Source organism: Bradyrhizobium sp. CFUWI (assembly GCF_056429085.1).
The window spans coordinates 1-21,113 of record NZ_JBWJZE010000022.1; the positions used below are offsets into that span (position 1 = coordinate 1).

General features: G+C 65.1%; 17 protein-coding genes and 2 pseudogenes. 10 read left to right on the top strand and 9 right to left on the bottom strand.

Annotated features, from left to right (window positions below):
• Positions 1 to 127: 127 nt before the first annotated feature.
• Positions 128 to 658: pseudogene (locus AC066S_RS32110) on the bottom strand (transporter substrate-binding domain-containing protein); the annotation flags it as partial.
• Positions 659 to 892: 234 nt separating this feature from the next.
• On the opposite strand from AC066S_RS32110, the gene AC066S_RS32115 reads away from it, so the two are divergent.
• Both AC066S_RS32115 and AC066S_RS32120 read left to right on the top strand, forming a co-directional pair.
• Positions 893 to 2,086 carry an efflux RND transporter periplasmic adaptor subunit gene (locus tag AC066S_RS32115; RefSeq protein ID WP_126255166.1) on the top strand — a complete coding sequence of 398 codons (1,194 nt, stop codon included), beginning with the start codon at positions 893 to 895 and terminating at the stop codon, positions 2,084 to 2,086.
• Positions 2,087 to 2,096: 10 nt separating this feature from the next.
• Positions 2,097 to 5,252: an efflux RND transporter permease subunit gene (locus AC066S_RS32120; RefSeq protein ID WP_126255165.1), complete on the top strand. Its 3,156-nt coding sequence runs from the start codon at positions 2,097 to 2,099 to the stop codon at positions 5,250 to 5,252.
• 120 nt (positions 5,253 to 5,372) lie between these two features.
• Here AC066S_RS32120 and AC066S_RS32125 read toward each other — a convergent pair whose 3' ends face one another.
• Complete coding sequence (locus AC066S_RS32125; protein WP_478271552.1) at positions 5,373 to 7,634, bottom strand: cation:proton antiporter domain-containing protein; 2,262 nt, start codon at positions 7,632 to 7,634, stop codon at positions 5,373 to 5,375.
• A gap of 385 nt (positions 7,635 to 8,019) precedes the next feature.
• Positions 8,020 to 9,192 (bottom strand): MFS transporter, encoded by a 1,173-nt coding sequence (locus AC066S_RS32130; RefSeq protein WP_478271496.1) that lies wholly within the window; start codon positions 9,190 to 9,192, stop codon positions 8,020 to 8,022.
• Positions 9,193 to 9,244: 52 nt separating this feature from the next.
• Here AC066S_RS32130 and AC066S_RS32135 point away from each other — a divergent pair, with 52 nt between their 5' ends.
• Together AC066S_RS32135 and AC066S_RS32140 are read left to right on the top strand one after the other, a co-directional pair.
• Positions 9,245 to 10,066, top strand: a complete 822-nt coding sequence (locus tag AC066S_RS32135) for an AraC family transcriptional regulator (protein WP_478271497.1) — start codon at positions 9,245 to 9,247, stop codon at positions 10,064 to 10,066.
• 424 nt (positions 10,067 to 10,490) lie between these two features.
• Positions 10,491 to 11,843, top strand: coding sequence for a malonyl-CoA decarboxylase (locus AC066S_RS32140; protein WP_478271498.1), 1,353 nt, complete (start codon positions 10,491 to 10,493; stop codon positions 11,841 to 11,843).
• 152 nt (positions 11,844 to 11,995) lie between these two features.
• Here the strand turns inward: AC066S_RS32140 and AC066S_RS32145 are convergent.
• The 6 genes and pseudogenes from AC066S_RS32145 to AC066S_RS32170 all read right to left on the bottom strand — a co-directional run bounded on the left by AC066S_RS32145 (position 11,996) and on the right by AC066S_RS32170 (position 16,359).
• Positions 11,996 to 12,282: pseudogene (locus tag AC066S_RS32145) on the bottom strand (GIY-YIG nuclease family protein).
• 176 nt (positions 12,283 to 12,458) lie between these two features.
• On the bottom strand, positions 12,459 to 13,628 hold the full coding sequence (gene tarD / locus AC066S_RS32150) for a D(-)-tartrate dehydratase (RefSeq protein WP_135162732.1): 1,170 nt from the start codon (positions 13,626 to 13,628) through the stop codon (positions 12,459 to 12,461).
• Between the two features lie 132 nt (positions 13,629 to 13,760).
• On the bottom strand, positions 13,761 to 14,003 hold the full coding sequence (locus AC066S_RS32155; RefSeq protein ID WP_008559805.1) for a DUF3297 family protein: 243 nt from the start codon (positions 14,001 to 14,003) through the stop codon (positions 13,761 to 13,763).
• Between the two features lie 11 nt (positions 14,004 to 14,014).
• Positions 14,015 to 14,491: a glutathione peroxidase gene (locus AC066S_RS32160; RefSeq protein WP_478271499.1), complete on the bottom strand. Its 477-nt coding sequence runs from the start codon at positions 14,489 to 14,491 to the stop codon at positions 14,015 to 14,017.
• Between the two features lie 2 nt (positions 14,492 to 14,493).
• Complete coding sequence (locus tag AC066S_RS32165; RefSeq protein WP_478271500.1) at positions 14,494 to 15,894, bottom strand: amidase family protein; 1,401 nt, start codon at positions 15,892 to 15,894, stop codon at positions 14,494 to 14,496.
• Between the two features lie 207 nt (positions 15,895 to 16,101).
• Entirely contained in the window at positions 16,102 to 16,359 is a 258-nt protein-coding gene (locus AC066S_RS32170; protein WP_126255158.1) for a DUF6894 family protein, read from the bottom strand.
• Positions 16,360 to 16,623: 264 nt separating this feature from the next.
• On the opposite strand from AC066S_RS32170, the gene pqqA reads away from it, so the two are divergent.
• The 6 genes from pqqA to pip all read left to right on the top strand — a co-directional run bounded on the left by pqqA (position 16,624) and on the right by pip (position 21,017).
• Positions 16,624 to 16,704 (top strand): pyrroloquinoline quinone precursor peptide PqqA, encoded by an 81-nt coding sequence (gene pqqA / locus AC066S_RS32175; RefSeq protein WP_007595659.1) that lies wholly within the window; start codon positions 16,624 to 16,626, stop codon positions 16,702 to 16,704.
• A 130-nt stretch (positions 16,705 to 16,834) separates the two neighbouring features.
• On the top strand, positions 16,835 to 17,764 hold the full coding sequence (gene pqqB / locus AC066S_RS32180) for a pyrroloquinoline quinone biosynthesis protein PqqB (RefSeq protein WP_478271501.1): 930 nt from the start codon (positions 16,835 to 16,837) through the stop codon (positions 17,762 to 17,764).
• Between the two features lie 20 nt (positions 17,765 to 17,784).
• The gene (pqqC, locus tag AC066S_RS32185) at positions 17,785 to 18,540 is read left to right on the top strand and encodes a pyrroloquinoline-quinone synthase PqqC (protein ID WP_430644559.1); all 756 of its coding nucleotides are present in this window, start codon (positions 17,785 to 17,787) and stop codon (positions 18,538 to 18,540) included.
• Positions 18,541 to 18,551: 11 nt separating this feature from the next.
• The gene (gene pqqD, locus AC066S_RS32190; protein WP_126255155.1) at positions 18,552 to 18,863 is read left to right on the top strand and encodes a pyrroloquinoline quinone biosynthesis peptide chaperone PqqD; all 312 of its coding nucleotides are present in this window, start codon (positions 18,552 to 18,554) and stop codon (positions 18,861 to 18,863) included.
• Positions 18,860 to 20,041, top strand: coding sequence for a pyrroloquinoline quinone biosynthesis protein PqqE (gene pqqE / locus AC066S_RS32195; RefSeq protein ID WP_478271502.1), 1,182 nt, complete (start codon positions 18,860 to 18,862; stop codon positions 20,039 to 20,041). The genes pqqD and pqqE overlap by 4 nt, the downstream gene beginning before the upstream one ends.
• Positions 20,031 to 21,017 (top strand): prolyl aminopeptidase, encoded by a 987-nt coding sequence (pip, locus tag AC066S_RS32200; protein ID WP_478271503.1) that lies wholly within the window; start codon positions 20,031 to 20,033, stop codon positions 21,015 to 21,017. The genes pqqE and pip overlap by 11 nt, the downstream gene beginning before the upstream one ends.
• The last annotated feature ends 96 nt before the right edge of the window (positions 21,018 to 21,113 follow it).

Genomic DNA, 21,113 nt, shown 5'->3' on the forward strand with positions numbered 1-21,113 from the left:
AGCCTTGACGGCAGCACACCGGATCAAGCCTACTTCACCCCGCTGCCGCTCCGCACGGCAGCCTAACCCCGGCAGAGGCTCCACTTATCGACGCGGATATTCTGTTCAGACAACCGGGGCCAGCTCAGATCTCGTCATAGGTCTGATAGCCCGTGACCTTGGCACGCTTCAGATGCGCGATCGCGCCGCGCATGGTCGTGGTGGCGTTGACGGCGGCGACCTTGATGCCGGGCTGGTCCAGCGTCGCAAAATTGGTGACGGCCGAGCCCGCCTTGACGATGTAGGTGGCGTCCGCGACCTCGTAGATCGGGCCGAACAGCATCTTGGTTTCGCGCTCGGGATCCCTGGGCAGCCAGGTGACGTCCCATGTCCCTTTCGACGCGGCGTCGGTGATCTGTCCGGAATTCTGGTGCACGACATATTCGACGGGGACGCCGAGCTGGGCGGCCATCGCCTTGCCGAGATCGACCGGGACGCCGGCATAGCCGGCTTCGGTCTTGGTCGACCAGAACGCGCCACCCGCGGGGCTGATGGCGATCGCGACCCGCAGCTTGCCGGTCGGTGCGATCTCGTCCGTCAAGCCGTCTGCTAGCGCGGGCATGGCGAGCATCGCGGCAAGAACGAGGCCGGCGCGAGCCGACCGAAATGGCGTTGGCATGTCATGGTCTTCCCACCTTTTCTTCTTCCCGACCGCTGCGTTTGTCGCGCGCGGCCTTCGAAACAATTCTGGTCGATCACGCCCTCGGTGAAAAGCGGCTTGTCGTGATAAACCTGTCAAAGGCCACATCGCTCGTTGCAGGGCAAGGCCGGTGACTGCCATGGCTATGGTGTTCCACGGCCAGTCTTTTATTGCTAGCCTGCCGCACCGACAGACAGAATCGGGGGCTACCGAATGACCGCAACGAATCCCGCCACTGCCGCGCGACGCAATGGAGCGTGGAGGCATATCGGGCGGGTCCTTTCCGCTGCGGCGTTCGTGGCCTTGCTCGCCGGCTGCGAGGACAAGAACACGTTCGTGGCACCACCGCCGCCCAAGGTGGACGTGGCAACGCCCGTGCAGCGTCCAGTGACGCGCTACATCGAGGCCACGGGCAACACCGCGCCGATCAAGAGCGTCGATCTGGTGGCGCGGGTGCAGGGCTTTCTGCAATCGATCGACTATCAGGACGGCACCTTCGTCAAGCAGGGCACCCAGCTGTTCACGATCGAGCCGGAGACCTACAAGCTCAAGCTCGAGCAGGCGCAGGCGGCCGAGATCGGCGCGCAGGCCTCGGTCCGGCAGGCGGAAGCCGACTACAAGCGGCAGGCCGAGCTGGTGCAGCGCCAGGCAGTCTCGCAGGCCACGCTCGACACCTCCACGTCCAACCGCGACAATGCCCAAGCCAATCTGCAGCAGGCCCAGGCCAATACGAAACTCGCCGAGGTCAATTACGGTTACACCAAGGTGACGGCGCCGTTCGACGGCATCGTCAGCGCCCACATGGTCTCGGTCGGCGAACTCGTCGGCGTTTCCTCGCCGACCCAGCTCGCCACCATCGTGGCGATGGACCCGATCTACGTGAACTTCACCGTCAACGAGCAGGACGTGTTGCGCATCCGCGCCGAAGCCACCCGCCGCGGACTGACCCCCGCCGACATGAAGCAATTCCCGATTCAGGTGGGACTGCAGACCGAGACCGGCTATCCGCACGAGGGCAAGCTCGACTACGTCTCGCCGACGCTCAATCAATCCACCGGAACGCTGGCGGTGCGCGGCCTCATCGCCAACGACAAGCGGGTGCTGGTGCCGGGCTATTTCGTCCGCGTCCGCGTACCCTTCAGCCAGGAAAAGGACTCGCTGCTCGTTCCCGACGCCGCGCTCGGCAGCGACCAGGGCGGCCGCTATCTGCTGGTGGTCAACGGCGACAATGTCGTCGAGCAGCGCAAGGTGCAGATCGGGCCGCTCGACAACGGGCTGCGCGTGATCGAAAGCGGCCTGAAGCCGGACGATCGCATCGTCATCGCGGGGCTGCTGCGGGTGATCCCGGGTCAGAAGATCGATCCGCAGGTGACGAAGATCGAGCAGCCGCAAGCCTCGAGCAAGTAAGGGGCCAGCCATGATCTCAAAGTTTTTCATCGAGCGGCCGGTCCTCTCGAACGTCATCGCGCTGTTGATGATCCTGATCGGCGGCGTCGCGCTGTTCAACCTCGCCGTCGCGCAATATCCCGACGTCGTGCCGCCGACCGTGCAGGTCACCACGCGCTATCCCGGCGCCAGCGCCAAGACCGTGATCGACACCGTGGCGCTGCCGATCGAGCAGCAGGTCAACGGTGTCGAGGACATGCTCTACATGCAGTCCTACAGCGGCTCGGACGGCACCTATACGCTGACGGTGACCTTCAAGATCGGCACCGACCTCAACTTCGCGCAGGTGCTGGTGCAGAACCGCGTCTCCAGCGCGCTGTCGCAATTGCCCCAGGCGGTGCAGAACCAGGGCGTCACCGTGCAGAAGCGGTCGACCTCGATCCTCTTGTTCGTGACGCTGACCTCGCCGGATTCGCGTTACGACAGCCTCTACTTGAGCAACTACGCCACCATCAACATCCGCGACGAGCTCTCGCGCCTGCCCGGCGTCGGCAACGTCACCGTGTTCGGCGCCGGCCAGTATTCGATGCGGGTCTGGCTCGATCCGAACAAGCTGCAGGTCCGCGGGCTGGTGCCGCAGGACGTCATCCAGGCGATCCAGCAACAGAGCCAGCAGGTCGCCGCTGGCCAGGTCGGCGCGCCGCCGACGCCGCCGGGACAGGCGTTCCAGTACACGCTCAACGTCAACGGACGGCTCGATGACACCAGTCAGTTCGAGAACATCATCGTCAAGTCCGGCAGCAGCGGCGACGTCACGCGGGTGCGCGACGTCGGCTGGGTCGAGCTCGGCGCGCAGACCTACAGCCAGATCTTCTCGCTGAACAAGCAGCCGGCCGTCGGCATCGGCGTGTTCCAGTCGCCCGGCGCCAACGCGCTCCAGGTCGAGCAGGCCGTCGAGAAGAAGATGGCCGAGCTCGCCAAGCGGTTTCCGGAAGGCATCAGATACGACACGCCTTTCGACACCACCAAGTTCGTCGAGGCCTCGGTGCACGAGGTCTACATGACCCTGATCGAGGCCGGCCTGCTGGTGCTGGTCGTGATCCTGGTGTTCCTGCAGGACTGGCGCGCGATGCTGGTGCCGGCCACCACCGTGCCGGTCACCATCATCGGCGCCTTCGCCGCGATGGCGGCGCTCGGCTTCACCATCAACATGTCGACGCTGTTCGCGATCGTGCTGGCGATCGGCATCGTGGTCGACGACGCCATCGTCGTGGTCGAAGGCGCCGCGCACAACATCGAGCAGGGCATGAACGGCCACGATGCCGCGATCAAGGCGATGGACCAGCTGTTCGCGCCGATCGTCGGCATCACCCTGGTGCTGATCTCGGTGTTCCTGCCGGCCTCGTTCCTCGCGGGGCTGACGGGACGCATCTATTCGCAATTCGCGCTGGTGATCGCGGCGACCGCGCTTCTGTCCGCCATCAACGCGGCGACGTTGAAGCCGACGCAATGCGCGCTGTGGCTGCGGCCGGCGGTGCCGCCGGAGCAGCGCAATTTCTTCTATCGCGGCTTCAACGCGGTCTACGACCGTGTCGAGCGCGGCTACACGCGGCTGATCACCTTCCTCGTGAGACATGCCACCGTCTCGGTCGCGTTCGCGCTGCTGATCATCGGGGCCAGCGCCTACGGCCTGTCGCGGGTGCCGACCGGCTTCCTTCCGATCGAGGACCAGGGCTATCTGATCGCCGCCGTGCAGCTGCCCGACGGCGCCGCCTTGGAGCGGACCCAGAAGGTGCTCGACAGGGCCAGCGAGATCATCAAGGACACGCCCGGCGTGGCGCAGGTCATCACCATCGCCGGCATTTCCGCGCTCGACAACAGCGCGAGCCTCGCCAATGCCGGCGTCGCCTACATCATCCTGAAGGACTGGGACGCCCGCAAAGGGCCCGGCGAGGATCTGCGCTCGCTGGTCTACGGCCTCAACGACAAGCTCGCGACCATCATGGAGGCACGCACCATCGTGTTGCCGCCGCCTCCGATCCAGGGCATCGGCAACGCCGCGGGATTCTCGATGCAGGTGGAGCTGCGCGACGGCAACAGCGATTTCGCCAAGCTGCAGGCCATCACCGGCGCGGTGGTCTCGAACGGCCAGAGCCAGAGCGCGCTGCAGCGCGTGCAGTCCTCGTTCCGCTCCTCGGTGCCGCAGTTCAACGTCGAGATCGACCGGGTCAAGACCCAGACGCTGCACGTCACCACCGATCAGGTGTTCGCGGCGCTGTCGACCTATCTCGGCTCGTCCTATGTCAACCAGTTCAACAAGTTCGGCCGCGTGTTCCAGGTCTATACGCAAGCCGACCCCGCCTTCCGCGTCACCGAGCGCGACATCGCCAACATGATGGTGCGCAATTCCAACGGCGACATGATCCCGATCGGCACCGTCGCCAAGATCACGCCGGCCACGGGGCCGTCGCTGATCAGCCTCTACAACCTCTATCCCTCCTCGACCGTGATCGGCCTGCCGGCACAGGGCTATTCCTCCGGCCAGTCGCTGAAGCTGATGGAGGAGATCGCGGACAAGACGCTGCCGCCCGGCACCGGCTACGAATGGACCGCGATGTCGTATCAGGAGAAGGCGGTCAGCAACCAGATCTACTGGGTGTTCGGCCTTGCCATGCTGCTGGTCTACCTGGTGCTCGCCGGCCAGTATGAGAGCTGGTACGCGCCGATCTCGGTGATCCTCGCCGTGCCGCTGTCGCTGCTGGGGCCGATGCTGATCCTTTCCGGGCTCAAGATCGACAACAACCTCTATTGCCAGATCGGCCTGATCCTGCTGATCGCGTTGTCGGCCAAGAACGCGATCCTGATCGTCGAGGTCGGGCTCGAGCTGCACGGCCGTGACGGCAAGCCGGTGCTGGAAGCCGCGATCGAAGCGGCGCGCGCCCGCTTCCGCCCGATCCTGATGACCTCGTTCGCCTTCATCCTCGGCGTGGTGCCCCTGGTGCTCGCCACCGGCGCCGGCGCCAGCGCGCGCAAGTCGATCGGCATCACCGTGTTCTCGGGCATGCTGGCCTCGACCTGCCTCGCGGTGCTGTTCGTGCCGGCCTTCTTCGTGGTGGTGCAGCGTTTCGAGAACTGGCGGGCGAGCAAGAAGACGCCGAAGGCGCAGCCGGTGGCGGAGGTGAAGTAAGCGACCGCTATCGACCATGATCGTCATTGCGAGCGCAGCGAAGCAATCCAGGATCTTTCCGCGGAAAGAGTCTGGATTGCTTCGTCGCTTCGCTCCTCGCAATGACGGCGGAGAGAGATTTCAAGCCTTCTCCGCCGGAGCCTGCCTTGCCTCGCCGCTCGACACCAGCAGCACAGAGACCTTCGACTGCCGCAGCACGGCGTCGGCGACGCCGCCGAAGGAGAGGTGGTCGGCCTGGATGCGGTCGACGCCCATGACGACGAGATCGACATCGGTGGTGTCGATCTCGCGCAGGATCGCGGCTTCCGGCGCCCGGTTCACCCGCAGCGTGGTGGTGATGTCGACGTCGTAGCGGGCGGCGAGATCGCTGGCGTCCTTCAGGATGCTCGCCTCCTGGCCGAGGCCGCGGGAAGCGCCGCGCTGCGCGCCCTTGTCGCGCGTGGTCGCGACATAGATCACCCGGAGCGAGCCCGATCCTGCTTGCGCCAGCGCGACCGCGACCTCGGCGCCGCGCTTGGAGATGCCGCTGCCGGAGACCGGAACGAGGATGTTGAGCCCGTCGGGGTTCGGCTGCTTCAGGTGCTTGCCCTTCGCCGCGGCGATCGCGAGCGGTCCCTCAAACGTCGCGGCGATGTCCTCGATCTTGCGGTCGAAGCGATCCTTGGTCGCGGCAACCTTGTCGATGCCGACGACGAGGAGATCGAAACCCTTGCGCGCCTCCTCGGTGATGGTCTCGCCGAGCTCGGCACGCCTTGCGCGGGTGACGACGTCGATGCTGCCGGCCTCGCTCTCGCTGCTGACAGAAACGGCCGCCTTCTTCACCACGGCTTCGTGGCTCTTCTCCTCCTCGCGGCCCTTCTCCTGCTCCTTCGCGTTTCGGCCGATATGCAGCACGGTGATCGGCAGGCCGCGCATGCCGGCGATCAGGCCCGCGAGGTGGGCGGCAAAGGTGGCATTGACGCTTTCGTCCACCGCCAGCAGGGGCCGCTCGAGATTGGCGAGGAAGCCGCGCTTCTCGAATTCCTCTCGCTCCAGCCGCTCCTTCTCCTCCTGGTTGATCGGCAGCCTCGCCAGCGCTGCGCGCAGCATCGGGGGCATCGCCATCGTGGTCACGATCGCCATGGTCACGATCATCGTGAACAGGTTCTGGCTGAGCACGCCGATCGACAGGCCGATGGTGGCGATGATCACCTCGGTCGAGCCGCGCGCGTTCATGCCGCTCGCGAGCGCGAGCGATTCCCGATTGTTCAGGCCGCCCAATGTGCCGCCGACGAAGGCGCCGCCGAACTTGCCGACGCTGGCAATCACGACCAGGAGGCCGGTGAACATCAGGAGATTGGGATCGCGCAGCACCGAGAGATCGGCGGCAAGGCCGGCGAGGCCGAAGAACACCGGCATGAAGAAGCTGGAGATCAGGCCGCGCAGGCGCTCGTCGATCTGCCGCGTCAGGATCGGGGACTCCCCGACCAGGATGCCGGCGACGAAGGCGCCCAGCACGGTGTGGACGCCGATGGCATGCGTGATCATCGCCATCACGCACATCAGCAGCAGGATCACCGTGATGACCGCCGCGGCGCTGACGAGATTGTCGTTGGCCCAGCGGATCAGCTGAAACACCAGGCGGCGGCCGATCGTGAAGCTGACCGCGAGAAATAGCAGCGTCCCCAGTCCCGCCTTCGCCACCGAGGCAATGTCCAGCGTGCCGTGCGAAGCCAGGCTGAAGATAACGGCGATGAGGATCCAGCCGATGGTGTCGTCGATGACGGCGGTCGCGACGATGATCTGCCCGACATTGCGGCGCATGAAGTTCATCTCGCGCACGACCACCGCGACGATCTTGACCGAGGAGATCGACAGCGCCGTGCCCATGAACAGCGAAGCCACCAGACGCTGTTCCGGGTTGGGCAGCAGCGCATCGGGCAGGAACTCGCCGAGCGCGAAGCCGCAGGCAAAGGGCACGACGATGCCGGCGATCGAGATCGCGATCGCGGCCCTGCCGACCTTGCGGACCAGCTTGAGATCGGTCTCCATGCCGGTGAGCAGCAGCAGGAGCAGGATGCCCACTTGCGCGATGCCGTCGATCATCGCCTTCTGCTCGGGCGATTTGGGGAAGATCGCGTGCTGCGCCTCCGGCCAGACCCAGCCGAACAGCGATGGCCCGAGAATGATGCCGGCGAGCAATTCGCCGATCACCGAGGGCTGACCGACGCGCATCATGATCTCGCCGAGACCGCGGCCGACCGCGATCAGCAGCACGATCTGCGCCACCAGCAGCAATTCGGACGGGCCGGCCGATTTGCCCGTTTCAGCGACGGCCGCGATGGTGGTGAGGACGAGCGCCGCGGGGACAAGCCAGGCCGATCGGAGCAGGCGCGACAGCATGCAGATGATTACCCCCTTCACCCCCGGCGTCGGGGCCATGGGAATAGAACCCGCAGGAGGTGGAGCCGGTTCCAGACGTAGGAGGGAGCCGGCGACAACAAAACGCGAAAACAACCCCATGCACAGTAGGGATGGGGCTGAAAACGCTCGGGAAAATTTCGGCCTTGCCGAAGCGGTTTGCTTCGTCGGGCAAAACAGGGGCAGAGTTGCATGATCGGCGGCGTGCGTGAGGAGCCGCTCCGTTGCCCGTCATTCCGGGGCGTCGCGCAGCGACGAGCCCGGAATCCATTTCTCCGCAGTCGCTGCCGCCCGATGGATTCCGGGTTCGCGCTGACGCGCGCCCCGGAATGACGATGTGGAGACAGTTGCCCGCCTCACAAAGACCTCACACCGCCTGCGGCGTCCTGATCTCGCGCGGCAGGATGATGGCGGCTGCGATCGCGAGCAGGCAGAGGGCGGCGAAGGCGTGCAGCATGGTGACGAAGCCGCCCTGCTCGTAGAGCCAGGCGACCAGGCCGACCGAGGCCCCCGCCGCGGTGAAGCCGATGAAGTAACGCACGGCATAGGCGCGCGAGCGCCACTCCTCGCTGGTGTATTTGCCGACCATGGCGTCGTTGACCGTGACCTGCCCGAACGCCCCCATGACGATGCCGATCGAGACCAGGATCAGCGGCAAATTCTCCAGGCTGGCGGCCAGATACAGGAACGGCGCCAGCATGAAGGACAGCGGCAATGCCACCGTCTTGAGCGAATAGCGGTCGAGCAGCCGGCCGATCGTGTACTGGGTCATCGCGCCGAACACGTAGACGCAGGCGGCGATGACCCCGAGCAGCGCCGGGCTCTTGGTCAAGTCCGCCAGCCGCTCCGCGAACAGTTTTGGCAGCGCCACGGTGACGGCATTGAACGTGGTCGAGATAGCGATCACGACGATCAGCAGCGACAGCACCACGCGCCACATGTCCTGCTTGGCCACCCGCGCCTGCGCCGCCGCCTGCCTGGCGCCCTTGCGGTCCTCGTGCACGACCATCATCGCAAAGGCGATGCCGATCAGGATCGTGACCGCGCCGGGAATGATGAAGGCGAAACGCCAGCCGAGATATTGGCCGATCACGCCGGTGACGAGCGCGGAGGAAGCCACGCCGAGATTGCCCCAGACCCCGTTGATGCCCATCTCGCGGCCGAGCCGGTCGGCGTAAGACACGATCATGGCGGTGCCGACAGGATGATAGATCGAGGCAAAGATGCCGATCGCAAGCAGCGCGGCGCCGAGCTGCGCCGGGGTCTGCACGAAGCCGACCGCGACCATGGATGCCCCGATGCCGACGAAGAAGATCAGCATCATGTGGCGGCGGCTCCAGCGGTCGCCGAGCCAGCCGGTCAGCAGCGAGCCGGCCCCGAAGGCAACGAAGCCCGGCGTCGCGTAAGGCAGGAGTTCCGAATAGGCCATGCCCAGCGCCGGGCCCATGATGATGACGGCGGCGGCGAAGATCAGCATCGAATAATGGTCGATGAAATGGCCTGCGTTGACGAAACTGATGACCCGACTGGGGCTGTTCATTCCCGAATCCTCTCCTGCTCCGAAATGAGTTATATGTCCTCCCCATGACGGGATGCTGCCAATGACTGTCTTGGAAACGCCAATCTTGGAAACGCCAATCCTGCGGGAGGTCCGCAGCAACCATCGCTCGCCCGCGGGCGTGCACCTGGTTGCGCGCGACTATCCCAGGGGCCTGCGGATCGAACCGCACCTGCACCGCGAGGCGCAGCTGATCTATGCGGCCAAGGGCACCATGCAGGTGACGACGCCGGGGGGACGCTGGCTGGTGCCGCCGGACCGCGCGGTCTGGGTGCCGGCCGGGCTTCAACATGCCATCGACCTGCTCGCCGACATCGAGATGCGCACGCTGTATTTCGACCTGTCGTGGCTCAAGCGCGAGCAGCGCTATGACGGCCTGACCAGGGAATTCGTGGTGCGGGTGTCGCCGCTGCTGAACCAGGCGATCCTGGCGCTGTTCGACCCGCGCAACACCGAGGAGCGCACCGAGCTCCTGGTGCGCCTGGTGATGCTGGAATTGCACCAGGCCGAGGATTCCACCACCTTCGTGCCGCTGCCGCGCGAAGTGCGCTGCCGCCGCGCCGCGATGATCGTGCTCGACGACCCCACGGGGCTACACGACATCGACACGCTGGCGCGGGAGGTCGGAACCTCGGCGCGGACGCTGTCGCGGCTGTTCTCGACGGAAACGCAGCTCAGCTTCAAGAGCTGGTGCCAGCGCGCAAGGATTGCGGCGGCGATCCAGCGGCTGTCGACCGATGCCAGCGTGTCGGTGAAGCAGCTCGCGACCCAGCTCGGCTATGCCAGCGTGCCGGCGTTCTCGGCCGCGTTCCGCCAGGTGACGGGACGGACGCCGACGGAGTTTGCGGGGAAGTAGGCTACCAACATAAGAGGTCGTCATGCCCGGGCTTGTCCCGGGCATCCACGTTCTTCGTGCCGCGTGGAGAGGCGTGGATGGCCGGGACAAGCCCGGCCATGACGATGTGGAAGTTGGAACGCCTCAAACTGCAGAAATCGTAGGGTGGGCAAAGCGACTTGTCCGCCTAGCTCGAAGAGCGACGGCGGAAGCGTGCCCACGTCTTTCCCTGTCATCGACAGAAGGTGGGCACGGCGCTTTGCGCCTTTGCCCACCCTACGGCGGCGCAGCCCTCGGTGACATTGTCCGCATTCAACGGCATGCCGGCATTCTCCAAACGCACGGCCCGACTAAAGTTGCCGCATTCCTCCGCTTGATTGTGATCGGCTTCCACCCAAATCCCGTGTAAGCTTCCGCAACGCACAAACCTGATACGAAAGCCCCAATGGCCAACGCCTTCTTCTCCGACCTGCTCGCCACCATCTCCGAGCGCGGCCGCACGCTGCTTCGTCGCGGCGAATCCGCCGACACCGGACGGGATGCCGACGGACTGCTCGAGCTGTGCGATGCGCTGCTGTCGGGCCGGGGCGAAGCATCGGGTATCGCCATCGCGCGCGAGGTGCTCGACATCTACCGGGAGCTCGATGCGGCGGGACGCCGCGCCTTCTTCGAAGGCTTGGTACGCGATTTCGGCCCGGACCGGGAGCGCCTGTCCAGGGCGATCGAGACATGGCGCGCCGCGCCGAGCGACGAAGACGCGAGCTCACTGCATTTCGCCTCGGAGCCGCGGCGGCAGGAGCTGATCCGCAGGCTCAACCGCGCGCCCGGCGGCACCGGCGACCTCGTCGCCATGCGCGCCGATCTGCTCGACATGATGAACGGGCACACCGATCTCGCCGCGCTCGACCGCGACGTCTCGCATCTTCTTTCTTCGTGGTTCAACAGGGGGTTTCTCGTGCTGCGCAGGATCGACTGGTCGACCCCGGCCAACATCCTCGAAAAGATCATCCGCTACGAAGCCGTGCACGAGATCTCCGACTGGGACGATCTGCGCCGCCGCATCGATCCGGTCGACCGCCGCTGCTACGCCTTCTTCCACCCCGCGATGGTGGACGAGCCCCTGATCTTCGTCGAGGTGGCGCTGACCGAGACGATCCCGGGCGCGATCGCGCCGCTGCTTGCGGTCGACCGCCGGCACCTGCCGATAGAGCGCGCGCGCACCGCCGTGTTCTATTCGATCTCCAACACCCAGCGCGGCCTAGGCGGCATCTCCTTCGGCAGCTTCCTGATCAAGCAGGTGGTGGAGGAACTGCGGCGCGAAACGCCGAAGCTCGACACCTTCGTGACGCTGTCGCCGGTGCCCGGCTTCATGGCCTGGGTGAAGCAGGACAAGGATCTGCCGCTGTCGGACGAGGACCGCGAGGTGCTGAAGCGCCTCGACGATCCCAAATGGTTCGAGAACCCCGAGACGACGACGCTGCTCCGCGGCGTGATCGAGCCCCTCGCCGCGCATTACTTCCTCAAGGCGCGCACGCCGAAGGGCAAGCTGATCGATTCCGTCGCCCGCTTCCATCTCGGCAACGGCGCGAGGCTCGAACGCATCAACTGGTTAGGCGACCTCTCACCGAAGGGATTGCGCGAATCCGCCGGCGTGATGGTCAACTACCTCTACCGCCTCGACGACATCGAGAAGAACCACGAGGCCTACGCCAATGACGGCGAGGTGGTGGCCTCGAGCGCGGTGAAGAAGCTGCTGAAGGGCGAAGGGCGAAGGCTCTTGGATATGCGGTTGTCGTAGGGGCGGTCGAGTCGCACCACATTCGTCATTGCGAGGAGCGTAGCGACGAAGCAATCCAGACCGCTTCGACGGAGAGATCCTGGATTGCTTCGCTACGCTCGCAATGACGGTGAATGTGACAAGTGCCTGCGCTTGATTACCGCTTTCCAGGCTCAGATCAGCGTGTCGTACAAACGGTCCAGTCCGGATTGATGCTCTCGATCAGCGCGAGCTTCTTCGCCCGACTGCCGCCCTTGATCTGCTTCTCGCACGCAATCGCGTCAGTCATGGTCGCGTGCAGCTCGTACCAGACGAGGAGCTTGCAGCCGTACTTCGACGAGAACCCCTTCACCAAACCCTCACGATGTTCGAACGCGCGGCGCGGCGGGTTCGACGTGACGCCGACGTAGATCGTCCCGTTGCGACGATTGGCGAACATGTAGACGCACGGCTGTTTCATGATTTCGCTCGATTGGAACGAGCGCGCACCATATCACAATCGCAAGACGATTTCGAGACCTCACCCCTCCGTCATTGCGAGGAGCGTAGCCACGAAGCAATCCAGGCTGCCGCCGCGGAAAGATTCTGGATTGCTTCGCTGCGCTCGCAATGACGGAGTGTGCGGCACCAGCCGCCCTACTCCGCCAGCGCCTTCATCTCCTTGTAGAGATCGGACTTGCCTTCGAAGCCGATGCCCGGCAAATCCGGCATGGTGATGTGGCCGTTCTCGACGCGGACGCCGTCGGGGAAGCCGCCATAGGGCTGGAACAGGTCGGGATAGCTCTCGTTGCCGCCGAGGCCTAAGCCCGCCGCGATGTTGAGCGACATCTGGTGGCCGCCGTGAGGGATGCAGCGGCTGGGCGACCAACCGTGGGTCTTCAGCACCTCCAGCGTGCGCTGGTATTCGCACAGGCCGTAGGACAGCGCGCAGTCGAATTGCAGCCAGTCGCGATCCGGGCGCATGCCGCCGTAGCGGATCAGATTGCGGGCGTCCTGGTGGCTGAAGAGATTCTCGCCTGTCGCCATCGGGCCGGGATAGAATTCGGCCAGCGCGGCCTGCAGCGCGTAGTCGAGGGGATCGCCGACCTCCTCGTACCAGAACAGCGGATAGTCGCGCAGCATCTTGGCGTAGGCGATGCCGGTCTCCAGGTTGAAGCGGCCGTTGGCATCGACGGCGAGCTGCGCGTCCTTGCCGATCTCTTCCAGCACGGCCTCGATGCGCTTGCGGTCCTCGCCGATATCGGCACCGCCGATCTTCATCTTCACGACGTTGTAGCCGCGATCGAGATAGCCGCGCATCTCGCCGCGCAGCATCGACAGGCCCTTGCCGGGATAGTAATAGCCGCCGGCGGCATAGACGAAGACGCGCGGATTGGCCTTGACGCCGTGCCGTTCGGCGAGCAATCGGAACAGCGGCTTGCCGGCGATCTTCGCCACCGCGTCCCACACCGCCATGTCGATGGTGCCGACCGCGACCGAGCGCTCGCCATGGCCGCCGGGCTTCTCGTTCGTCATCATCGCGGCCCAGACCCTGTCGGGGTCGAGATTGCCGCCGGCTTCATCGAGCAACGACTTCGGATCGGCCTCGAGGATGCGCGGGGCAAAGCGCTCGCGGATCAGGCCGCCCTGGCCGTAACGGCCGTTGGAATTGAAGCCGTAGCCGACGACGCGCTTGCCGTCGCGCACCACATCGGTGACGACGGCGACGAGGCTCGTCGTCATCCTGGTGAAGTCGATATAGGCGTTGCGGATCGGGGACGAGATCGGCTTGGTGATCTCGCGGACGTCGACGATGCGGACGGACATGGGGTGGCCTTTCACTTTCGTCATTGCGAGGAGCGAAGCGACGAAGCAATCCAGACTGCCTCAACAATGAGATTCTGGATTGCTTCGCTTCGCTCGCAATGACGTGGAGAGAGCGCGTCGCGCGCTCAGAAACTATTTCTTGTCCCTGAAATACGGCTCCACGGGCCCGTGCACCTTGATGGTCAGCGGGTTGCCGTGGCGGTCCTTGGCGTTGCCGGCGGTGACGCGGACCCAGCCTTCGCTGATGCAGTACTCCTCGACATTGGTCTTCTCGATGCCCTTGAAGCGGATGCCGACGTCGCGCGACAGGATGTCCGCGTTGTAATAGGGGCTGTTCGGATCGACCGACAGGCGGTCCGGAAATTCGTCGCTCATGATTGTCTCGCTCACAACAGTGTTTCGATTTGAGTCCGCAATCCTTCCGGCCGGGCGGTCGGCGCGTAGCGTGCGACCACGCGGCCCTCACGGTCCACCAGGAATTTGGTGAAATTCCATTTGATGGAGGCCCCTAGCAGGCCCGATTGCTGGCGTTTCAGGTACTCATACAGAGGGTGCGCATTTGCGCCGTTGACGTCGATCTTGGCGAACAACGGAAAGGTGACGTCGTAATTGCTCGAGCAGAACGCCTGGATCTCGCTCGCCTGCCCCGGCTCCTGCGCCCCGAACTGGTTGCAGGGAAAGCCGAGCACGGAAAAGCCGCGCGGCGAGAGATCGCGATGCAGATCCTCCAGCCCGCGATATTGCGGCGTGAAGCCGCATTTGCTCGCGGTGTTGACGATCAGCAGCACCTGTCCCTCGAAACGCCTCATCGGCACCTCCTCGCCGGCAAGCGAGTTGGCCTTGAAGTCGTAAATAGCAGACATCGCTAGCCCACGGGGTCGATCGGCGACGGCGGCACGCCGCCGGCCTCGATCGCCTCGCCCGCGAGCAGGCAAAGGTCTTCGCGGTAGCGGCCGGAGACGACATGCACGCCGACCGGCGCCTTGCCGACGAGGCCGGTGGAGACCACGAGGCCCGGCAATCCCATGAAGGGAATTGCGATCTGCGGCAGCTGCGCTTCCCAGACCCGCTTGAAGGATTCGTCGTCCTTGCAGTCGAGGTGATCCGGGAACGGCAGCTCGCCCGAGACCGGCGTCAGCAGCACGGCATATTTTTCGAAGAACAGCATCCACTCACGGGTCAGCGTGGCGCGTCGGGTCAGCGCCTTGGCGTAATTGGCCTGGTCCATCGGCGTCACCCTGGCGCGGTTGCCGCGCAGACACGCCAGCGCGCCGGGATCGCCCTCGCGCTCAGCCATATCGAGCTGCGCCTCATAGCCATCGCCGAGCCAGAGCTTGATCTGCCACTCCACCGCCTCGCGCATCGGCGGCGTGTCCTCGATCACATCGACGGTCCAACCGGCGCGCTCCAGCCGCTTGCCGGCATCGCTCACCGCCGCCTTCACCTCCGGTGTGGTGGCAAGGCCGCCGGGATTGAGGCAAAGCGCGGCGCGCTTGTCCCGAGCGGGGCCTTGCAACGGCACGGGCGCGAACCAGGGATCGCGGATGTCGCGGGCCGCCATCGCTTCGAGCGAAATCCTGAGGTCGTTGACGGTGCGCGCCAGCGGACCCGACACCGCCATGATCTGCGGCCCGATCGGGCGCTCCGGCAGCGCGGGATTGAAAGCGGGGATGCGGCCGAGGGTCGGACGCAGGCCGTGAACGCCGCAGGCATAGGCAGGATAGCGGATCGAGCCGGCAATATCGGTGCCGTGGGCAATGTGGCCGATGCCGGCCGCGACCGCCGAACCGGCGCCGCCCGAGGAGCCGCCCGGGGTCAGCGATGCATCGCGCGGGTTCTTGGTGTCGCCGTGGATGAGATTGGTGGTGAACCAGCGATAGGAGAAGGCCGGGCAATTGGTGCGGCCGAGCAAAATGGCGCCGGCCTTGCGGAAGTTGGCGACGACGGGATTGTCCTCGCGCGCGATCACGTCGCGCTGCAGCTTCAGGCCGTTGGTGGTGGCAAAGCCTTCCTGGTCGACATTGGCCTTGATGGTCACGGGCACGCCGGCGAGCACGCCGGGATCCTCGCCTCGCGCGATGGCGGCATCGACGGCGTCGGCCTGCTTGAGCACGTCGTCCGGCCGGTGGTCGATCACCGCATTGAGCTGGGGATTGACGGCATCGAGCCGGGAAAGACCGGCCTTGGCCGCCTCCCTGGCGGAGACTTTCCTGGATTTGACGAGGGTGGCGAGGTCGGCGGCCGACAGGCGCCAGAGATCTTGCATGGCTTGCTCCGTGTATCCGGCGTCTTTTAGCGCCCGGAACGCGGCAAAGCCATGTGGATTTCGCAGGGGTGAAGGGGGCTGACGCGGGACGACGCCACATTCTCCGTCATTGCGAGGAGCCCTTGCGACGAAGCAATCCAGAACCCCTCCGTGGAGGCAGTCTGGATTGCTTCGCTACGTTCGCAATGACGGGGAGCGAGCGGGGTTTCAATGCCTTGTCGCGGACGGATCGGGCAGGTCCAGCAGCGCCTCGGTGAAGGGAAACTCCAGCACGACCTCGCCTTCGTCGTCGGTCACCTCGATCACCGCCTCGAGCAGGGCCCGCTGAGCGCCTTCCGACTTCACCACCTCCAGGATCATCTGGCGGGCGACCTCCCAGGCGCCATCGGGGTTGCGCAGGTCCTCTCCGTCAGGATCCACGATCAGTTCGTCGCCGATACGGGTGTTGAAGAAATATCTGGGCATGCCTGATCCAATGGGGTCGCCAGCAGACGATTGGAAGCCGATCTAAACTCACAACTCGTTTATCCCGACAGGGATCACGACCTATCGGCGGTTCTTGCCTATGTCCATTGCGGATTTTTACGGCCGCAATGCGCTCTCTTTGCAGTGCAACAATTCCGCAGGCCTACTACCTAGGTCCGGGAAAATTTCACTAGCGAACTTCTCCGCCGGCATTAACTTAGCGGATGGGCGGATACGTCCGAATTCGAGAAATGGAGAGCCAAAATGGCATGGAAAGCCCCGAAGATCGTCGAAGTGCCCTGTGGCATGGAGATCAACATGTATGTGAGCGCCACCCGCAAGTAAGCCGGTCGGCGATCTCGCGTTCTGCGGCGGTGGATCTTTCGGTCACGAGGCGTTTCCGAAGGAAAGAATCTGTGTCGGCATTTGCGTCGGCCTGAGATCCACCGCGCGTGTTCCTTCCAGGAGACGGATCATGCTTCGCGTCGTCGTCCTGGGCGCCGCCGCCGGCGGCGGAGTTCCCCAGTGGAATTGCGGCTGCGAGGGCTGCCGGGCGGCCCGCAAAGGCGGGCCTGAGCTGCACCGGACGCAGGCCTCGGTCGCCTTCAGCGGCGACGGCGAGAGCTGGTTCCTGATCAACGCCTCCCCCGACCTGCGCCAGCAATTGAATGCCACGCCGCAACTGCACCCCAGGGCCGGGGCGCTGCGCCATAGCCCGATTGCGGGCGTGATCCTGACCAACAGCGAAGTGGATGCGGTGGCGGGCCTGCTCTCGATGCGCGAGAGCTCGCCGTTCACGATCTATGCGCATGACAAGGTGCTGGCGATCCTCGCCAGCAACAGCATCTTCAACGTGCTGAACGAGAAGCACGTGCGGCGCCAGCCGATTTCGATCCGCGAGCCGTTCGAGCCGCGCCTCACGGACGGCACACGCTCCGGCCTGGAAGTGCTGCCCTTCGCGGTCTCAGGCAAGTCGGCCTGGTATCTGGAAGGCAAGGCGCATCCCGGTGGGACCAGCGGCGACGGCGATACGCTGGGCCTGAAGATCACCGACAAGGCGACCGGCAAATATTTCTACTTCATCGCGGCCTGTGCCGACGTGACCGACGCGCTCAAGGCCGAGATCGACGGCGCCTCGCTCGTGTTCTTCGACGGCACGGTCTGGCGGGACGACGAGATGATCAGGGCTGGCCTCGGCCACAAGACCGGCAAGAGCATGGGACATGTCGCGATGTCCGGCGACGACGGCGCCATCGCGCGGCTGGCCGATCTCGATATCGACAGGAAGATATTTCTGCATATCAATAACTCGAACCCGGCGCTGCTGCCTGCCTCACCCGAGCGCAAGGCCGCTGAGGCGGCGGGCTGGCAGATACCGGCGGATGGAACGGAGATCGTGCTTTGAATGCGGCATCAATGACTGGAATGACTGCGCTCTCGATCGGCAGGGATATCAGGCTCAACTCGGCCGAGGAGCTCGAGGCGACGCTGCGCCATATCGGGGCGACGCGCTATCACAGCCTGCATCCGTTCCATAAGCTGCTGCACGGCGGCAAGCTGAACAAAGGCCAGGTGCAGGCCTGGGCGCTCAACCGCTACTATTACCAGAGCACGATCCCGATCAAGGACGCGGTGGTGATCTCGCGCTTCCGCGACCGCGCCACGCGCCTGGAATGGCGCCACCGCATCGAGGACCATGACGGCGATGTCGGCGCCGAAGGCGGCATCGAGCGCTGGATCAAGCTGACCGAAGGTCTCGGCCTCGACACCGCCTACGTGGAATCCACCGAAGGCATCTTGCCGGCGACGCGCTTCGCGGTGGAGGCCTACGTGCACTATTGCCGCGAGAAGAGCCCGCTGGAGGCGATCGCCTCCTCGCTCACCGAGCTGTTCGCGCCGAGCATCCACGAAGAGCGCATCGCGGGCATGCTGCAGCATTACGATTTCGTCAATCCTGACACCATGAGCTACTTCAAGCGCCGCCTGACGCAGGCGCCGCGCGATGCCAACTTTGCGCTCGACTATGTCAAGACGCACGCCACGACGCCGGAGCAGCGCGCGCAGGTTTGCAACGCGCTTATCTTCAAGACCAACGTGCTGTGGGTGCAGCTCGACGCGCTCCAGCACGCCTATGTCGAGGGCCATATTCCGCCGGGCGCGTTCGTGCCCAAAGCGGGCTGAGAGGAAGATCGATGGCCGGGCCGCGGAACATCAGCGTCAGCGAGGCAAGCCGCCCCGTGCTGCCGCGGCATGCCAAGCTGAAATATGACGAGACCCGAAAGGTGTGGGTGATCCTGGCGCCGGAGCGGGTGCTGGCGCCTGACGAGATCGCGGTCGAGGTGCTGCAGCTCTGCGACGGCAAGCGCAGCGTCGGCGACGTCTCCGATCAGCTGGCGGCGAAATACGCAGCTCCCCGCGAGGCGATCCTGGCCGACGTCATCGTCATGCTGCAGGATCTCGCCGACAAGGGCTTTCTCACCGAGATCAGGGAGAAGACGTCATGACCGACGTGACCATCCCACCCAGCGACAGCCTGGCGGTGCTGGAGAAGCAGCGCTCGACCGCGGAAACGTTCGGCATTCCGCTTGCGGTGCTGCTCGAGATCACGCATCGCTGCCCGCTGCAATGTCCCTATTGCTCCAACCCGGTCGAGCTCGACCGCTCGGGCAAGGAGCTGACCACCGAGGAATGGAAGAAGGTCTTGAGCGAGCTCGCCGAGATCGGCGTGCTCCAGGTGCATTTCTCCGGCGGCGAGCCGACCGCGCGGAAAGATCTCGTCGAGCTGGTGAAGCACGCCAGCGAGGTCGGGCTCTACAGCAATCTGATCACCTCGGCCGTGCTGCTGACGCGCGAGCGTTTGCGTGAGCTTGCCGATGCCGGGCTCTGCCATGTGCAGATCTCTTTCCAGGGCATCGAAGAGGGCCTCGCCGACCGCGTCGCCGGCTACAAGGGCGGGCATCGCAAGAAGCTCGAAGTGGCGAAATGGACGCGCGAGCTCGATTTGCCGCTCACCGTGAACGCGGTGATGCATCGGCAGAACCTGCACCAGCTGCCTGACATCATCCAGATGTCGCTCGATCTCGACGCCGACCGGCTCGAGGTCGCCAATGTCCAGTATTACGGCTGGGCGCTGAAGAACCGCGCCGCGCTGATGCCGACAGTGGCGCAGCTGGACGAGTGCACTGAAATCGTCGAGGCGGCGCGCGAGCGGCTGAAGGGTCGGCTGACGATCGACTATGTCGTTCCGGATTATTACGCGCTGCGGCCGAAGAAATGCATGGGCGGCTGGGGCCGGCAGTTCTTCAACATCTCGCCCGCCGGCAAGGTGCTGCCCTGCCACGCCGCCGAGAGCATCACCGGGCTCGAGTTCGAATCCGTCCGCTCCAATCATTCGATCGCCTGGATCTGGCAGAATTCCGAGGCCTTCAACCGCTATCGCGGCACCGGCTGGATGAAGGAGCCGTGCAAGTCTTGCGAGTTCCGCGAGATCGATTTCGGCGGCTGCCGCTGCCAGGCCTTTGCGCTGACCGGGGACGCCACCAACACCGATCCGGCCTGCGCGCTGTCGCCGCTGCACGAGACCATCTTCAAGCAGGCCGAGCGCGAGGCCGAGGGCGAGACCAGCCGCTTCCTCTATCGCAACTTCGCCGGCGGCACCCTGGAATCCGAGAATGGGACCTGACGCCGACGCAGGCTCGGCAGCGAGACGCGCCGATCCGTTTGCGCCGCTGACGTCCGAAATGCTCGACGTCGGCGACGGCCACGAGCTCTACGTCGAGAGCGTCGGCCGCAGCGACGGCATTCCCGCGATCTACCTGCATGGCGGACCCGGCAGCGGCTGCCAGCCGGACCATCGCCGGCTGTTCGATCCTGATCGTTTCTGCGCCGTGCTGTTCGACCAGCGCGGCTGCGGCCGCAGCCGGCCCAAGGGCTCGCGCGCCCACAACACCACCGCCCATCTGGTCGCGGACATCGAGACAATCCGTGAGAAGTTCGGCATCTCACGCTGGATCGTGGTCGGCGGCTCCTGGGGCGCGACGCTGGCGCTGGCGTATGCAGAGGCGCATCCCGATCGCGTCTCGGGCATTGCCCTGCGCGCGACGTTCCTCGGCACGCGGGCCGAGGTCGACACCGCGTTCACGGTGCGCCTGCCGCAATTCTACCCCGCGCTCTACGAGGATTTTCTGAGCGTGCTGCCGCCGGAAGAGCGCGACCGGCCGGTGGACGCCTATTGGCGCCGCATCCTCGATGCCGATCCGGCCGTGCACGGACCTGCGGCACGAGCCTGGCATGACACCGAGCGCGCCTTGTCCGAGCACAAGGCGGCCAAGACGCGGCTCGACCTTGCCTCGCTGAACGTCTGGCGTACGTTGCCGGCGACGCCGTTCATGGAGGCGCATTATTTCGTCAACGATTCCTTCATGAGCGAAGGCCAGCTGTTGCGGAACGCGGGCCGGCTCGAAGGCATTCCCGGCATTATCGTGCAGGGCCGCTACGACCTGCTCTGTCCGCCGCAGACCTCGCAGGCGCTGGCGAAAGTCTGGCCGGGTTCCGAGCTTCGCATCGTGGAAGAAGCCGGACATTCGCTCTATGATGCCGGCGTGAGGGATGCGGTGATGAAGTCGATCGCGGACCTCGCATCGAAGATCGGGCATTAGGGTCTATCTCCTCATCCTAAGGAGCGCTCGGAGAGCGCGTCTCAAAGGATGAAAGGCCGAGATGCACCAGCGGGCCTGCATGGTTCGAGACGGCGC

Bases quoted from the DNA above. Each gene is read 5' to 3' on its own strand.
- AC066S_RS32115 (WP_126255166.1), top strand. From the start codon at position 893: ATGACCGCAACGAATCCCGCCACTGCCGCGCGACGCAATGGAGCGTGG.
- AC066S_RS32120 (WP_126255165.1), top strand. From the start codon at position 2,097: ATGATCTCAAAGTTTTTCATCGAGCGGCCGGTCCTCTCGAACGTCATC.
- AC066S_RS32125 (WP_478271552.1), bottom strand. From the start codon at position 7,634: ATGCTGTCGCGCCTGCTCCGATCGGCCTGGCTTGTCCCCGCGGCGCTC.
- AC066S_RS32130 (WP_478271496.1), bottom strand. From the start codon at position 9,192: ATGAACAGCCCCAGTCGGGTCATCAGTTTCGTCAACGCAGGCCATTTC.
- AC066S_RS32135 (WP_478271497.1), top strand. From the start codon at position 9,245: ATGCTGCCAATGACTGTCTTGGAAACGCCAATCTTGGAAACGCCAATC.
- AC066S_RS32140 (WP_478271498.1), top strand. From the start codon at position 10,491: ATGGCCAACGCCTTCTTCTCCGACCTGCTCGCCACCATCTCCGAGCGC.
- tarD (WP_135162732.1), bottom strand. From the start codon at position 13,628: ATGTCCGTCCGCATCGTCGACGTCCGCGAGATCACCAAGCCGATCTCG.
- AC066S_RS32155 (WP_008559805.1), bottom strand. From the start codon at position 14,003: ATGAGCGACGAATTTCCGGACCGCCTGTCGGTCGATCCGAACAGCCCC.
- AC066S_RS32160 (WP_478271499.1), bottom strand. From the start codon at position 14,491: ATGTCTGCTATTTACGACTTCAAGGCCAACTCGCTTGCCGGCGAGGAG.
- AC066S_RS32165 (WP_478271500.1), bottom strand. From the start codon at position 15,894: ATGCAAGATCTCTGGCGCCTGTCGGCCGCCGACCTCGCCACCCTCGTC.
- AC066S_RS32170 (WP_126255158.1), bottom strand. From the start codon at position 16,359: ATGCCCAGATATTTCTTCAACACCCGTATCGGCGACGAACTGATCGTG.
- pqqA (WP_007595659.1), top strand. From the start codon at position 16,624: ATGGCATGGAAAGCCCCGAAGATCGTCGAAGTGCCCTGTGGCATGGAG.
- pqqB (WP_478271501.1), top strand. From the start codon at position 16,835: ATGCTTCGCGTCGTCGTCCTGGGCGCCGCCGCCGGCGGCGGAGTTCCC.
- pqqC (WP_430644559.1), top strand. From the start codon at position 17,785: ATGACTGCGCTCTCGATCGGCAGGGATATCAGGCTCAACTCGGCCGAG.
- pqqD (WP_126255155.1), top strand. From the start codon at position 18,552: ATGGCCGGGCCGCGGAACATCAGCGTCAGCGAGGCAAGCCGCCCCGTG.
- pqqE (WP_478271502.1), top strand. From the start codon at position 18,860: ATGACCGACGTGACCATCCCACCCAGCGACAGCCTGGCGGTGCTGGAG.
- pip (WP_478271503.1), top strand. From the start codon at position 20,031: ATGGGACCTGACGCCGACGCAGGCTCGGCAGCGAGACGCGCCGATCCG.